This window comes from Aeromonas sp. Y318-3 (genome assembly GCF_027706185.1).
Taxonomy (GTDB): domain Bacteria; phylum Pseudomonadota; class Gammaproteobacteria; order Enterobacterales; family Aeromonadaceae; genus Aeromonas; species Aeromonas veronii.
This window is the reverse complement of the sequence record NZ_JAPDCN010000026.1, coordinates 18,506-32,168: the sequence shown is the minus strand read 5'-3', so window position 1 is coordinate 32,168 and position 13,663 is coordinate 18,506. Positions and strand designations below refer to the sequence as shown.

Sequence of the window (13,663 nt, the reverse complement as noted above, 5' to 3'; positions counted from 1 at the left end):
TAGATCATGGCTAAAGGTATTCGCGAGAAAATTCGCCTGAACTCCAGCGCCGGTACTGGTCACTTCTATACCACTACCAAAAACAAGCGCACCATGCCCGAAAAAATGGAGATCAAAAAGTTTGATCCCGTTGTTCGTCAGCATGTGATTTACAAGGAAGGCAAAATCAAGTAATTACTTGATGCTGCATTCCCAAAAACCCGGCTTCGTGCCGGGTTTTTTTATGCGCCGAATTCAGTACACTGCCGGTTCAAAGGGAGGCTTGCCATGTTCAAATTGAGCCGCAAAGGCTGGAATAACGTGATCATTGTGGTGGTGCTGATCGTGATCACCCTGTTGCATCGTATGGAGACTGCCCAGCAGGAGAACAGCGCCAAGCGCACTCGCCCCTTGCTGCCGGATGCGGCCGTGGTGCTCACCTGGCAAGGGCCTAGCTGGCAGATTGAGCGGATTGGTCAGGGCTGGCGCAGTGTGCCGGATCTGGGGCTCGACACGGTGCAGCTGGATGCCCGGCTGGCACGCTGGCAAGGCTGGTTGCTGCCCCCCGGCGAGGTGGTGCGCGGCACCCCGGTGACCATCAAGGTGTGGATTGCCGGCCAGAGCGATCCGGTCGAGATCGGCCTCTATCAGAACAGCGGCCAATATGGCGCCCAGCTGCCGTCCGGTCTCTGGCTCGCCCTCACTGCCGAACAGTATCGCGATCTGCTGCGTCCTGCCCCCTGAGTTCCTTTTCCTTGCGAGGTGCCAATGCCCGAATTGCCAGAAGTTGAAGTCAGTCGTCAGGGGATCTCCCTCTGGCTCACCGGTATCAAGGTGACGCGTGTAGTGGTGCGGGATGGCCGCCTGCGCTGGCCGATCCCCGGTGAAATTCAGGAGCTGGTGGATCTCACCATCCATCGGGTGCGTCGCCGTGCCAAATACCTGCTGCTGGAGACCGATTTCGGTACCGCCATCCTTCATCTGGGGATGTCCGGCAGCCTGCGTGTACTGGATATCGGCACCCCGGCCGAGAAGCACGACCACGTGGATATCGAGCTGGAGAATGGCAAGCTGCTGCGGCTCAACGATCCGCGCCGCTTCGGCGCCCTGCTCTGGACTCGCGAACCGGCCGAAGCCCACGCGCTGCTCGCCAAGCTGGGGCCAGAGCCGCTCACCGATGCCTTCAGTGCTGATTACCTGCAGGGGCGCGCCAAGGGGCGCAGCACCGCCATCAAACAGTTCCTGATGGACAATCAGGTGGTGGTCGGGGTGGGCAACATCTACGCGAACGAGGCGCTCTATGCTGCCGGCATTCACCCCAAACGGGCTGCGGGCAATATCAGTGCCGAGCGGCTGGGAACCCTGGTGGCCGAGATCAAGCGCGTGTTGGCCGAGGCGATTCGCCAGGGCGGCACTACTCTGAAGGATTTCACCAGTGCCGATGGCAAGCCGGGCTATTTCGTGCAGCAGTTGCAGGTTTATGGTCGTGGCGGTCAGCCCTGTTTCCACTGTCACACCCTGCTGACCGAGACAAGAATGGGCCAGCGTACCACGGTTTTTTGCAGTCATTGCCAGCGCTGAGCGCACTTTTTGCCCCGATCCGGGGGAAGTTGTAACAGCGTATTTCCACTCTGTTGAAGATTTGCACAGCTGTCACTAGTATCCCGACCGTTCAGGCGGTTTGAGAATATAAAAATGACAGTTAAATCAATAGACTGGGAATATTTATCCCGGCAGGAGCGCTATTGCGCAAAATCCATGGCCCGCTTCCTCTACCCCGAGGGATGTGACCGGAAAACCTTCAATCGCGGCAAGTTCGTGCTGCGCAGCCTGCTCTATCGCAAGTCGCTGAGCCGGGTCTTCAGCCTGTTTCAGTGCGACTCGCTCAAGGCGCTGCCAGCGGTCTATCCCGAGCTGCTCGACAAGCCGATGCGACCCTATCGCTTCGCCTGTGCCAGCGCCCGTGAGCGGGTCGAGATGCTGGAAAATCACTATCGGTTGCTGCTGGAGTGCTACCCGCAGCTGATCGACCCCCTCTATCTGGGCGAGGGGATCGCGCTGGGGCACTATCCCCAGAGCGGCTGCCGCATTCTGCTGCGCCACGATGGCACCTTCCGCCGCGAGGCCGAGCTGGCGCTATCCATCGTCAACGGCGAGGGGCAGCGCCTCTACAGCTGCGCCTTTTCGCTGGCGGGCAGCGTGGATCGTTTGATTCTGATGATCGGCTCCATGCAGGGGCCGGAGCCTGCAGTCGACAATGCCCAGGATCGGGTGCGCGAGCTGACCAAAGAGGGGCACGGCCTGCGGCCCAAATCCCTGCTGGTGCAACTGGTGCTGCAACTGGCGCAGAGCATGGGGGCGGCAGAGGTGCTGGCGGTGCGCAAGCGGGCCCACGTGTTTCAGGCCAAGCGCTACAGCAGCAAGCAGAAAGCCAACCTACAGGCCGATTATGACGAGTTGTGGCAGGAATTCGACGCCCGGGATGTGGATGCTAACTTCGTTGCTCTGCAAGCCCAGCCGCGCAAGCCGCTGGAGGAGATCGCCTCCAAGAAGCGGGCCATGTATCGGCGCCGCTACGAGTGGCTCGATCAGCTGGTGCAGGAGATGAATGAGCGGTTTGCCCGTCAGTAACCGGCAAGCAGGCTGACCTCTCCATGCGAGAGAGATACAACAAGGGCTACCCACGGGTAGCCCTTGTTCGTAGTTGCCGTCGGGAATGGCCAGTGTGGAAGGGGATCACCCTTTCTGTTTGGCTGCGATGGCCTGGGCCACCACGGGATCGACAAACTGACGAATGTCGCCACCGTGCAGCGCCACCTCTTTCACCAGAGTGGAGGAGATAAAGGAGTTCTCCTCCGCCGGGGTGAGGAAGACGCTTTCCAGCTCCGGCATCAGGCGGCGGTTCATATTGGCCAGCTGGAACTCGTACTCGAAGTCGGAGACGGCTCGCAGACCACGGATCAGCACGTTGGCCTGATGCTCTTTGGCAAAATCGACCAGCAGCCCGGAGAAGCCCACCACCTTGACGTTGGGAAGCGTGCTGGTCACTTGCTGGACAAGCTGGACACGTTCTGCCAGATCGAACAGCGGGCGCTTGCTCGGGCTGTTGGCGACCCCGACCACCACCTCGTCAAACAGCTTGGCGGCGCGGCCGATGAGATCGGCGTGGCCATTGGTAACGGGATCAAAAGTCCCGGGATAGATCACCCTGGTAGTCATCTTTGCGGTCCTGCAACCTGGAAATTTGGTCGCATTATAAGGTCGTCGCTTGAGAATAGCAGTGCATCAGGCAAGAATACGCCATCGCGCATCAAGCCTCCTTGCATTGGTGACAGGGAGCAAAGGGATTTTTTATGAAACGTATTCTGGTCGTTCGCAATGACAAGATTGGTGACTTCATGCTGGCGTGGCCTAGCTTCGCCATGCTCAAAGGCTCCATGGAGTGTCATGTGACTGCCCTGGTTCCGGCCTACACGGCGCCGCTGGCCCGGCTCTGCCCCTGGATTGACGAGGTGATCATCGATCCGGGCGTGCGGGCCGACAAGGAGCAACAGCGAGCGCTGCTGGCGCGGATCAAGGCGGCTGCGTTCGACGCGTCCATCTGCCTCTTCTCCAACTCCCGCAACGCCATGCTGGTGTGGAAGGCGCACATCCCTTACCGGCTGGCCCCGGCGACCAAGCTGGCGCAGGTGCTCTACAACCAGCGACTGGTGCAGCGTCGCTCCCGCTCCCAGAAACCGGAGTCCGAGTACAACCTGGAGCTGATCCGCCGCTTCCTGGCCGATCAGCAGGTGGCCGTGGTGGAGCCCAAGACCCCCTTCCTGCAGTTCGATGACGAGACCCTGCTAGAGGTGCGCGAGCAGTTGGCACTCAAGCTCAAGCTCGATGCCAGCCGCCCCTGGTTGATGGTGCATGCCGGCAGCGGTGGCTCGGCCAACAACCTCTCCATCGAGCAGTACGCCCGCATCATCATCAAGCTCAATCAGGCCTGCCCCGAGCTGCAGTGCGTGCTGACCGCAGGCCCGGGCGAGGAGAAGATGGCCGAACAGCTGGCGGCCGAGCTGCTGGCCCACGGTGGCAACGGCTGGATCTATCGCTCCAGCGATGGTCTGCCGATGTTCTGTCAGGTGCTGGCCAACGCCGCCCTGTTTGTTGCAGGCAGTACTGGCCCGCTCCATATCGCCGGCGCGCTCGATGTGCCGACCATCGGCTTCTTCCCGATGCGCCGCTCCGCTACTCCGCTGCGCTGGAAGCCCCTCAACAGCGAAGGGCGTCACCTCGCCTTCAGCCCTCCGGAGGATAGCGACCATCCTGAGGATATGAGTCAACTCGATCCCAAGACCATGGTGCCGGTGATGGCCCGCTGGGCGGCGCCTTTCTGGCGCAAATAACGTATGCAGCAATGCAAACAGGGCCCCGCGGGGCCCTGTTTCGTATGACGGTTATTCCGGCTGCTGCGGTTGCTGGCGCACCCAGAGGTCGGCGTATTTGACGAAGGTAGAGTGGGCGGAGAGGATCGCCAGCAGCAGCCCCTGCTTGCCATCGAGGAAACCCGCTTTGAGCAGGTACATCTTGAGGAAGCAGCCGACAGCGTGGATCAGCCCCTGACTGAGAGAGCCCTTCTTGCCGCGGGCGGTGCGCTGGTCGGCCCAGGCGCGGGCATAACCGGCGGATTTCACCAGATAGTGCTCCAGATCCCGATAGGTGAAGTGGAGCAGGTCGCCATGAATGTTGACGATCTTCATGTTGGCCCGCACTTCTACCTTTTCGTGAACCAGCGCCTCGTTATAGCTGGTGAGCGCCTTGGGGTAGAGGCGCAGCACCCGATCCGGATACCAGCCACTATGGCGGATAAAGCGGCCAAACACCCAGGAGAGGCGCGGGATCGAGTAGATGGTATCGCTGGCCGGATTGGCCATCACATTGGCGATGGCGGTTTTCAGCTCGGGGGTGAGCCGCTCGTCGGCATCCAGCCACAGCACCCAGTCGGATTGCACGTGGGATTGGGCCAGTCGGCGCTGTTTGCCAAAGCCGGGCCACTTGGCGTTGACGAAGAAGCGGGCACCAAATTCGGCGGCAATGGCCGGGGTCTCGTCCTGACTACCGGAGTCCAGAATGACGATCTCGTCCACCAGTCCGTCGAGGGAGGCGAGGCACTTGCGCAGGTTGTCGGCTTCATTCTTGACGATCAGAACGGCAGCCAGAGTCGGTTTTTTCACGAAATGGGGCTCACGGTTATTGCCCGGCTGGCGGGTCGAATGCGTATTGATGGGCCATTCTAACGGAAAAACGGGTCAAAGAGAGAGCCGACATTGCCCGTTTCTATCAGCTGTTTGCCTGCTCGGCTGGCGTTGCATCTCTTCAGAAGACCTGTGGAAAAATGAGACGGCAGGGGGGATTGCCAAGGATCTTCTGTTATTTATCCAGTCATTCTTGGGGCATAATCTCGCCCAGTGATGATTAACCGCCGGGCCAGTCCCGAGAGAAGACGCGTGATGAAAATATTGGTGATCGGCCCCTCCTGGGTCGGCGATATGGTGATGTCCCAGAGCCTCTACAAGGCGATCAAAGCCAACCATCCGGAGAGCGAACTGCATGTGATGGCCCCCGCCTGGTGCTGCGCCCTGCTGGAGCGGATGCCGGAGGTGGACAAGGCGATCACCATGCCCCTCGGCCACGGTGACTTCAAGCTGGTGGCGCGTCGCCGCCTCGGCAAGCAACTGGCGGCCGAGAAGTACGATCAGGCCATCGTCCAGCCCAACTCCATGAAGTCGGCGCTGATCCCTTGGTTTGCCCGCATTCCGGTCCGTACCGGCTGGAAGGGCGAGAGCCGCTACGGTCTGCTCAACGACCTGCGCAGCAACAAGTCCGCCTTCCCGCTGATGGTGGAGGGCTATCTGGCGCTCGCCTATCCCAAGGAGCAGATGAAGAGCCGGGCCGATATTCCGACCATTCCCCACCCCTCTCTGCACGTCGATCTGGTCAACCAGAGCAAGGCGCTGGAGCGGCTGGGGCTGGATCGCGCCCGCCCGGTGCTGGTGCTCTGCCCCGGTGCCGAGTTCGGCCCGGCCAAGCGCTGGCCGGAGGGGCACTACGCCGTGGTGGCCCAACAGCATCTGGACGAGGGGTGGCAGGTGTGGATCTTCGGTTCCAGCAAGGATGTGCCGGTGGCCAACACCATCCGGGATCGGGTCAACCTGCTGACTCGCCCCAACTGCCACGTGCTGGCGGGTAAGACCAGCCTGCACGAGGCGATCGATCTGATGGCGCTGGCCAGCCGGGTCATCTCCAACGACTCCGGCCTGATGCACATCGCCGCCGCCCTCAACCGGCCGCTGGTGGGTGTCTATGGCTCCACTTCGCCGCTCTACACCCCGCCGCTGGCAGATCGGGTCGAGATCGTCCACACCGACATCGAGTGCCGCCCCTGCTTCAAGCGCACCTGCAAGTTCGGCCATCTCAAGTGCCTGATCGACCTGGCGCCGGAGCAGGTGGTCGATGCCTGCAAGAAGCTGGAGCAGAGTCAGTAAGATGCCCTACCGTCTGCTCTACAACCTGCTGATCCATCTGGGATTGCCGCTGGCGTTGCTGGCCCTCTACAAGCCGAAGAAAGGCAAGCCCGGCTTTGGCAAGCGCTGGGCCGAGCATCTCGGGCGGCAGCCCGCCACCGGACAGGAGGCGCCGCTCTGGATCCATGCGGTGAGCGTGGGGGAGACGCTGGCCATCACGCCGCTCATTCGCGCCCTCAAGGCGGAGCGGCCCGATCTGCCGATCCTGTTCACCACTACCACCCGCACCGGCGCCGATCAGGCTGCCAAGCTGGGGGACCGGGTGATCCATCGCTACGCGCCGCTCGACTACCCCTGGGCCATTGCCGCCTTTCTCGACACCTTCAAGCCGCGTGCGCTCTGGGTGATGGAGACCGAGCTGTGGCCGAACTGGCTGGCCGCCTGCGAGGCGCGCCACCTGCCGGTGACCATCATCAACGCCCGCCTCTCCGAGCGTTCCTGCCAGCGTTATGCCCGCTTCCACGGCGCCTTCGATGCCCTGAGCCAGCCACTGACCCATCTGCTCTGTCAGCATCAGGATGACGCCGACCGCTTCGCCCGCCTCGGCATCGATCGTTCGCGGCTGGCGGTGACCGGCTCCATCAAGTTCGATATCCAGTTTGGTGACGAGGTGCAGGCCAAAGGGCGTGCCCTGCGCCAGCAGCTGGGGGCGGATCGGCCGGTCTGGATCGCCGCCAGCACCCATCTGGGTGAGGATGAGCAGGTGCTGGCCGCCTTCGATCTGCTGCTCAAACGTCATCCCGATGCGCTGCTCATTCTGGTGCCGCGCCACCCCGAGCGGTTCGACCGGGTGGCCGAGCTGTGCGCCCCTTACGGCTGTGTGCGGCGCACCAGTCATGCTGCGGTTGGAGCACAGGATAAGGTCTATCTCGGCGATACCATGGGCGAGCTGCCGCTGATGCTGGCGGCGGCCGATGTGGCCTTCGTCGGCGGCAGTCTGGTGAAGGTCGGCGGTCACAACCTGCTGGAGCCGGCAGCCCTCGGCAAGCCCTGCCTGACGGGGCCCGCTTACTTCAACTTCAGCGATATCACTCGCCAACTGGTGGCTCAGGGGGGCGCCGCCATCGTGGCCGATGCCGCCGAGCTGGGCGAGCAGGTGAGCCAGCTTTTTGCCGACGAGAGCACCCGCCGCGAGATGGGCGAGCAGGCCCGCGCCGTGGTGCTGCGCAATCAGGGTGCGCTGGCGCGTACCCTCTCGCACTGCCTCACTGCGCTGGAGAACGACTGAGTGTCAGCCTTTCATACAGCCCGGCCATAAAAAAACGGAGCGCGATGCGCTCCGTTTTGTTTTTGGCGGAGGCCGGAATTAGCGAACGATCAGTCCCAGCAGGATGCCGACCACACCGAAGTCGGAGTCGCTGAAGGTGGTGTTGGCGAAGCCGAGGTCGCCCAGCACCGGCAGCAGGAACACCGGCAGAATGGTGAGCAGCAGCAGGCCGTTGGCGAAGGAGCCCAGAATGGCGCCACGACGACCACCGGTGGCGTTGCCGAAGACCCCGGCAGCGGCGCCGACGAAGAAGTGCGGTACCACGCCCGGGATGATGACGGTCAGGCCCATGGCGTAGAGCAGCGCCATCCCCACCAGACCGGCGGCAAAGCTCGACAGGAAGCCGATCAGCACGGCGTTGGGGGCATAGGGGAAGACGATGGGGCAGTCGAGTGCCGGCTTGGCGTTCGGCACCAGCTTGTCGGAGATCCCCTTGAAGGCCGGTACGATCTCGGCGATGACCATCCGCACACCCTGCAGGATGACGTAGACACCGGCGGCGAAGGTGATGGACTGCATCAGGGAGAACATGAACCAGTGCTTGCCTTTGGCGACGCTGGAGACAAACTCGGGGCCGGCGAAGGCGGAGGTCACCAGGAAGATGATGCCCATGGTGAAGGAGATGGCCACCGGGGTATCGCGCAGGAACAGCAGGCTCTTGGGCACCTGTACATCTTCGCAGCTGTGGGCCTTGTTGCCGAACTTGGCGCCGATCAGGGCGGAGAGCACGTAGGAGCAGGTGGAGAAGTGGCCCAGCGCCACGTCATCGGAGCCGGTGATCTGCTTCATGAAGGGGTGGGCGATGGCCGGGAAGAAGACCATGGCGACGCCGACCACCAGACTGCCCACCGCGATCAGCGGTACGCCGCTCATGCCGCCGGCAGAGAGGATCACCGCCACCATCATCGACATGAACAGGGTGTGGTGACCGGTCAGGAAGATGAATTTCCACGGGGTCAGACGGGCGATCAGGATGTTCACCAGCATGGCGAAGAACATGATCATCGCCATCTCCTTGCCAAACGAGGTCTGGGCGATGGAGACGATGGCCTCGTTGTTGGGGACGACCCCCTTGATGCCGAAGGCGTGCTGGAAGATGACGGCAAAGTCACCCAGCGAGTTGATCACCAGAGTTGCACCGGCCCCCAGAATGACGAAACCCATGATGGTCTTGACCGTGCCCTTGATGCACTCGGTCACCGGTTTCTTCTGGGCAATCAGGCCGATAAGTGCGATCAGGCCGACCAGCACGGCGGGCTCGGACAGCACGTCAAACATCAGAAAGTTGAAAAATTCCATGGTCAGCTCCTGGCAATGGAAGATGCGGCCCGCAGGCCGCATGGAGGATCCTTAGAGGGCGCCCAGTTCGCGCAGGGCGATGGCGAGCTTCTCTTTCATCGCGGCCTTGTCGACCATGTTGTCGAGGGCCACCAGACGGCCGTTGACCCCCATGGATTGCAGCTGCTCGGCGATGTCGCGGGTGGCGACAAAGATCTCGGCGGTTTCACTACCGGCGGAGGCCAGATCGCGGTGATCCACCTCGGCGGTGACTGCCAGCTCTTTCAGGATGCTCTTGATGCTCATCTCCATCATCAGGCTGGTGCCCAGACCGTGACCGCATACAACCAGAATTTTCATTGTCTCTTCCTCTGTCAGGTGCGCCTTGGCGCAGATTAGTAGCGCGCCAGAATGCGCAAGATGTCGTCTTTGGTGTCGGCCGCAATGATGGCCGCCACGTCCTCTTCATTCATAAACAGCTCGGCCAGCCGGGCGATGGTCTCCACGTGGGAGTTGCTGTCGCTGGCGGCCAGGGTGATCAGCAGCCGGATCGGGTCGTTGCCCTCGGAGTCGAAGTTGACCCCCTGCTTGATGACGGTCAGCCCCAGACCCAACCGGTTGACGCCGTCTTCGGGACGAGCGTGGGGCATAGCCAGACCGGGGCCCAGCACGTAGTAGGGGCCGAGCTCTTCATGAGAGCGAAACAGCGCCGCCACGTAGGAGGGTTCGATGGTGCCATTGGCCAGCAGGGGCGCCGTCGCCAGCTCGATGGCGTGACGCCAGTCGCGGGCTGTGGGCTCGATGCGGATGACATCCTCGGTCAGCAGTTGAGTCAGCATGGTGGTGATCCGGCTAGTTAAGATGGCGCCAATCTATCGATCTTGCGGTGGTGAAACTGTGAGGGTGATCGCGAAAGTTAGCGCTATCAGATAGCGCTAACATCAAACTGTGATAGCGCTATCACTTCACCCATTAACGGGAGTCATCCTGCCCCCGTGATCCGGGAAAGAGGGTAGAATCGGCCCTGAGCAAATGGTCAGTGGCGCTCTTTTGCCTTAAAGTGAGCAGCCGCAAGTCGAGGATGGGATGGATGTCAGAAGCAAAGAAGCGCCGTAGCACGGGTCGGGTGACCCTCAACGATGTGGCCCAGCTGGCCGGTGTGGGGGCCATGACGGTTTCCCGTGCCCTGCGCACGCCGGAGATGGTCTCCGACAGGATGCGCGAGCGCATCGAAGCTGCGGTGGAAGAGCTCGGCTATATCCCCAATCGGGCCGCCGGGGCGCTGGCCTCTGCGACTTCCCAGACCATCGTAGTGATCGTCCCGAGTCTGGCGGAAGCGGGCTGTGGCGAGATGATCGCGGGCCTGCAACAGACCCTGCTCGAGGAGGGCTACCAGATCATGCTGGGGGATGCCCAGCATCTGAAACAGCAGGAAGAGCGCCTGCTGACCAGCTTTTTGCAGCACAATCCGGCGGCGGTGGTACTGTTTGGTGGCGATCCCGGCGAGACGATCCGTACTCGCCTGAAAGCCTCCCGCCTGCCGGTGGTGGAAGTGGGTGCCATGGCCCGCAGCCCCATCGACATGAATGTGGGAGTCTCCAACTTCGATGCCGGTTATCAGCTCACCCACCACCTTATCGAGCGGGGCTACCGCAATATCGGTTTTCTCTGTGCCCGTCAGGAGCAGTGGATGCTGCAACAGCGGATGCAGGGCTGGCAGAAGGCGCTGCTCGACAACTACCTATCCCCCGATGCCATCATCAACACCTCGGAGCGGCCCAGCTTCAGCACCGGTGCCACCATGCTGGGTGAATTTCTGCTGCGCTGGCCCGAGCTGGACGCGCTGATCTGCGTTAACGACGAACTGGCGGCCGGGGTACTGTTCGAGTGCCAGCGTCGCCATTTGAATGTGCCGGGAAAACTCGCCATCGCCGGATTTGACGATCTGGATGTGGCGCGCGCCTGTTATCCGACCCTTACTTCGGTCAGGATCCCCTATCGCAAAATGGGGCAGGAGGCTGCCGAGCTGATCCTGCGCCAACTGGCCGGGGAGCCCGTGATGGGCACCGCGCTGGCTCTCGATTTTCAACTGCAAAAGCGTCAAAGCAGCTGATCCCCGTTTCACACGTCATCAAAGAGGCAACCATGTTCAAGGCTCTGTTACTGGAAAACCAAGACGGCAAGACTGTACCGACTCTGACCCGGCTGGCCGAGAGCCAGTTGCCGGAAGGTGAAGTGCGGGTGGCGGTCGCTTACAGCTCGATCAACTACAAGGATGGGCTGGCCATCACCGGCAAGGGCAAGATCGTGCGCCAATGGCCGCTGGTGCCCGGCATCGACTTTGCCGGTACCGTGCTTGAGTCTGCCGACAGCCGCTATCAGCCCGGCGACAAGGTGGTGCTGACCGGTTGGGGTGTGGGCGAAGGGCACTGGGGCGGCATGGCCGAACAGGCGCGGGTCAAGGGGGACTGGCTGGTGCCGTTGCCCGCCGGGCTGGATGAACGGCAGGCCATGTGCATCGGTACTGCCGGTCTCACCGCCATGCTCTGCGTGCTGGCACTGGAAGAGGCGGGCATTACTCCCGAAAGCGGCGAGGTGCTGGTCACCGGCGCGGCTGGCGGCGTGGGTGCCACCTCGGTTGCCCTGCTGGCAGCCCTTGGCTATCAGGTGGCGGCGCTGACCGGTCGTCCCGAAGAGCAGGGCGCCATGCTCACTGCGCTGGGTGCCAGCCGCATCGTGCCGCGTAGCGAGCTGCTGGTGCCTGCCAAACCGCTGGAAAAACAGCTGTGGGCTGGCGCCATCGATACCGTCGGCAGTCAGGTGCTGGCCAAGCTGCTGGCCCAGATGAACTATGGCGGCGCTGTGGCAGCCTGCGGGCTGGCGGGCGGCTTCGATCTGCCGACCAGTGTGATGCCCTTTATCCTGCGCAACGTGCGGTTGCAGGGGGTCGATTCGGTGATGTGCCCGTTTGAACGTCGTCAATTGGCATGGCAGCGACTGGCACGGGATCTTCCCGCCAGCTTCTTTGCTCAGGCGGTCACCGAGATTGGGCTGGAGCAGGTAGTGGAGGCCGCCGAGGCCATCACGCAAGGCCAGATCGCCGGTCGGACTCTGGTCAAACTTTGAACTCTCTCTGACTGGCGAGCCCGACAATTCCGGATAAAATTGGAGTGCGGGTGAACTATCCAAGGAGAGTGAAGATGGGTGGACACAAGCCGGATTACGACTCCTCTGATGATGATTGGGAGCCGGACTCCTGGGAAGAAGAGCTGGATCAGTGGGAAGATGAAAGCTGGCAGGATGATGACACTTTCGATGACCAGTGAACCACGGTATTGAACGAACAGGCGGGCTTTGGGCCCGCCTGATTTTTTTGCCGCGCTCACATGGCTGAGCGTTCGTCCTTGGTCAGGGGCGGGCCGCTGGGTAGAATGAACTGCCCAAATGACGCTCAAGGATGACTATGCGACTCTCCATCATATTGTTGGCTGCCCTGCTGGGTGGCTGTGTCTCCAACGATGATCCCTGCGAGAAGGTATGGAGTGAGGTGGGGGAGGCGGATGGCAAGCTGGGCTTCACCACCGAGCGGATCGAGTTCCATCAGGGCCAGTGTGGCAAGAAGGTGGATCCCGAACTGTGGAAGCAGGGACACCAGAAGGGATTGGCATGGTATTGCCGCCCCGAGCACCTCTATCTGGCTGGCCGCTCAGGCGAGGAGTATCGCGGCGTTTGCCCGAATGATACCCAGGCACGCAGATTGTTCGAACAGGGGCGTCAGGGGTGGACCGATCAATAACGCCCTGACAGGGAGGGGCGTTACTCCTCTTTCAAACGCAGCGGCTGGCAGAGGTAACCCTTGTCATTGGCACTGCGGGCACACTTGCTGCAGACAAACTTGGGTTTGCGGACTATCTTGCGCAACGCCTTGAGATCGGTGGGGATCTCGTGACGGCGCCATTCACACAGGGTTTTGCTGCCCATAACGACTACCTCTACGACTTGACGGCCGTATTGTAATCGATTTTCATTTCGAATAAACCGACAAAGCTCGCTTATTGGCCGATATGCCAATAAGCGATTGTTTCGGGAGGGATTACTGGTAGAGGAACTTGGTGAAGATAAGCTCGCGCACCGCTTTCTTGCCGGTCTCTTTCACCAGCAGTTCGTTGACGGTTGTCTCGCACTCCTTGCGCAGCTCTTCTCTGTTGGTCAGGGACTTCACTTGATCGGCATTTTTGCTGCCAATCAGACGGATGATGGCATCGCGGATCAGCGGGTCATGCTGCTCCAGCAGTTTGAGGTCGGCTTCGTTTTCCGCCATCAGCTCTACCGTGACCCGGATATAACCGAGGGTTTTGCTATCACTCAGGTAGTTGGTGATGATGTCGGGATCGAGCGCGTGGTAGGAGAAACCGGGCTTGGCAGCCCCCTCCGTGCCCTCGGCGGGCGGCTCATCTTCAGCCAGAGCTTGCTGCTGCAGGGCGCCACAGCTCAGTAACAACACCAGCAGAATTTTGAAGATCTTCATATAGATGGCTCATCAGCAAGAGATAACCCATTTTTGATGTTG

General features: G+C 61.4%; 18 protein-coding genes. 11 read left to right on the top strand and 7 right to left on the bottom strand.

Annotated features, from left to right (window positions below):
* The first annotated feature begins 6 nt into the window (after window positions 1-6).
* The 4 genes from rpmG to OKB77_RS22635 all read left to right on the top strand — a co-directional run bounded on the left by rpmG (window position 7) and on the right by OKB77_RS22635 (window position 2,610).
* Complete coding sequence (gene rpmG, locus OKB77_RS22650; RefSeq protein WP_005307500.1) at window positions 7-174, top strand: 50S ribosomal protein L33; 168 nt, start codon at window positions 7-9, stop codon at window positions 172-174.
* A 93-nt stretch (window positions 175-267) separates the two neighbouring features.
* Entirely contained in the window at window positions 268-723 is a 456-nt protein-coding gene (locus tag OKB77_RS22645) for a hypothetical protein (protein WP_270818553.1), read from the top strand.
* A gap of 24 nt (window positions 724-747) precedes the next feature.
* Window positions 748-1,560: a bifunctional DNA-formamidopyrimidine glycosylase/DNA-(apurinic or apyrimidinic site) lyase gene (gene mutM, locus OKB77_RS22640; RefSeq protein ID WP_150390074.1), complete on the top strand. Its 813-nt coding sequence runs from the start codon at window positions 748-750 to the stop codon at window positions 1,558-1,560.
* A gap of 114 nt (window positions 1,561-1,674) precedes the next feature.
* Complete coding sequence (locus OKB77_RS22635) at window positions 1,675-2,610, top strand: VirK/YbjX family protein (RefSeq protein WP_150390075.1); 936 nt, start codon at window positions 1,675-1,677, stop codon at window positions 2,608-2,610.
* 105 nt (window positions 2,611-2,715) lie between these two features.
* Here OKB77_RS22635 and coaD read toward each other — a convergent pair whose 3' ends face one another.
* Complete coding sequence (gene coaD, locus OKB77_RS22630) at window positions 2,716-3,198, bottom strand: pantetheine-phosphate adenylyltransferase (RefSeq protein WP_040069411.1); 483 nt, start codon at window positions 3,196-3,198, stop codon at window positions 2,716-2,718.
* A gap of 134 nt (window positions 3,199-3,332) precedes the next feature.
* Between coaD and OKB77_RS22625 the strand changes: the two genes are divergently transcribed.
* Window positions 3,333-4,370, top strand: a complete 1,038-nt coding sequence (locus tag OKB77_RS22625; RefSeq protein WP_064339015.1) for a glycosyltransferase family 9 protein — start codon at window positions 3,333-3,335, stop codon at window positions 4,368-4,370.
* Between the two features lie 51 nt (window positions 4,371-4,421).
* Here OKB77_RS22625 and OKB77_RS22620 read toward each other — a convergent pair whose 3' ends face one another.
* Window positions 4,422-5,198 carry a glycosyltransferase family 2 protein gene (locus OKB77_RS22620; protein WP_005339515.1) on the bottom strand — a complete coding sequence of 259 codons (777 nt, stop codon included), beginning with the start codon at window positions 5,196-5,198 and terminating at the stop codon, window positions 4,422-4,424.
* Between the two features lie 276 nt (window positions 5,199-5,474).
* Between OKB77_RS22620 and waaF the strand changes: the two genes are divergently transcribed.
* Both waaF and waaA read left to right on the top strand, forming a co-directional pair.
* Window positions 5,475-6,509, top strand: a complete 1,035-nt coding sequence (waaF, locus tag OKB77_RS22615) for a lipopolysaccharide heptosyltransferase II (RefSeq protein WP_265776490.1) — start codon at window positions 5,475-5,477, stop codon at window positions 6,507-6,509.
* Between the two features lies 1 nt (window position 6,510).
* On the top strand, window positions 6,511-7,776 hold the full coding sequence (waaA, locus tag OKB77_RS22610) for a lipid IV(A) 3-deoxy-D-manno-octulosonic acid transferase (protein ID WP_265776489.1): 1,266 nt from the start codon (window positions 6,511-6,513) through the stop codon (window positions 7,774-7,776).
* A gap of 78 nt (window positions 7,777-7,854) precedes the next feature.
* On the opposite strand, the gene OKB77_RS22605 is transcribed toward waaA, so the two are convergent.
* From OKB77_RS22605 to OKB77_RS22595, 3 genes are read right to left on the bottom strand one after another with little or no spacing between them, the layout of a single operon-like run.
* Window positions 7,855-9,114, bottom strand: coding sequence for a PTS ascorbate transporter subunit IIC (locus tag OKB77_RS22605; protein WP_005357405.1), 1,260 nt, complete (start codon window positions 9,112-9,114; stop codon window positions 7,855-7,857).
* A gap of 51 nt (window positions 9,115-9,165) precedes the next feature.
* Window positions 9,166-9,453: a PTS sugar transporter subunit IIB gene (locus OKB77_RS22600; protein ID WP_064339011.1), complete on the bottom strand. Its 288-nt coding sequence runs from the start codon at window positions 9,451-9,453 to the stop codon at window positions 9,166-9,168.
* A 35-nt stretch (window positions 9,454-9,488) separates the two neighbouring features.
* On the bottom strand, window positions 9,489-9,932 hold the full coding sequence (locus OKB77_RS22595; RefSeq protein ID WP_064339010.1) for a PTS sugar transporter subunit IIA: 444 nt from the start codon (window positions 9,930-9,932) through the stop codon (window positions 9,489-9,491).
* 251 nt (window positions 9,933-10,183) lie between these two features.
* On the opposite strand from OKB77_RS22595, the gene OKB77_RS22590 reads away from it, so the two are divergent.
* From OKB77_RS22590 to OKB77_RS22575, 4 genes are all read left to right on the top strand, one after another.
* Window positions 10,184-11,206 carry a LacI family DNA-binding transcriptional regulator gene (locus OKB77_RS22590; protein WP_043826411.1) on the top strand — a complete coding sequence of 341 codons (1,023 nt, stop codon included), beginning with the start codon at window positions 10,184-10,186 and terminating at the stop codon, window positions 11,204-11,206.
* A 32-nt stretch (window positions 11,207-11,238) separates the two neighbouring features.
* Complete coding sequence (gene acuI, locus OKB77_RS22585) at window positions 11,239-12,219, top strand: acrylyl-CoA reductase (NADPH) (protein ID WP_043826413.1); 981 nt, start codon at window positions 11,239-11,241, stop codon at window positions 12,217-12,219.
* Between the two features lie 74 nt (window positions 12,220-12,293).
* On the top strand, window positions 12,294-12,419 hold the full coding sequence (locus OKB77_RS22580) for a hypothetical protein (protein ID WP_005339521.1): 126 nt from the start codon (window positions 12,294-12,296) through the stop codon (window positions 12,417-12,419).
* 137 nt (window positions 12,420-12,556) lie between these two features.
* Window positions 12,557-12,889, top strand: coding sequence for a DUF2799 domain-containing protein (locus OKB77_RS22575; RefSeq protein ID WP_042054791.1), 333 nt, complete (start codon window positions 12,557-12,559; stop codon window positions 12,887-12,889).
* A gap of 20 nt (window positions 12,890-12,909) precedes the next feature.
* On the opposite strand, the gene OKB77_RS22570 is transcribed toward OKB77_RS22575, so the two are convergent.
* Window positions 12,910-13,074, bottom strand: coding sequence for a hypothetical protein (locus OKB77_RS22570; RefSeq protein ID WP_005339525.1), 165 nt, complete (start codon window positions 13,072-13,074; stop codon window positions 12,910-12,912).
* A gap of 112 nt (window positions 13,075-13,186) precedes the next feature.
* Window positions 13,187-13,621, bottom strand: a complete 435-nt coding sequence (locus OKB77_RS22565; protein ID WP_040069400.1) for a flagellar basal body-associated protein FliL — start codon at window positions 13,619-13,621, stop codon at window positions 13,187-13,189.
* Window positions 13,622-13,663: the final 42 nt, after the last annotated feature.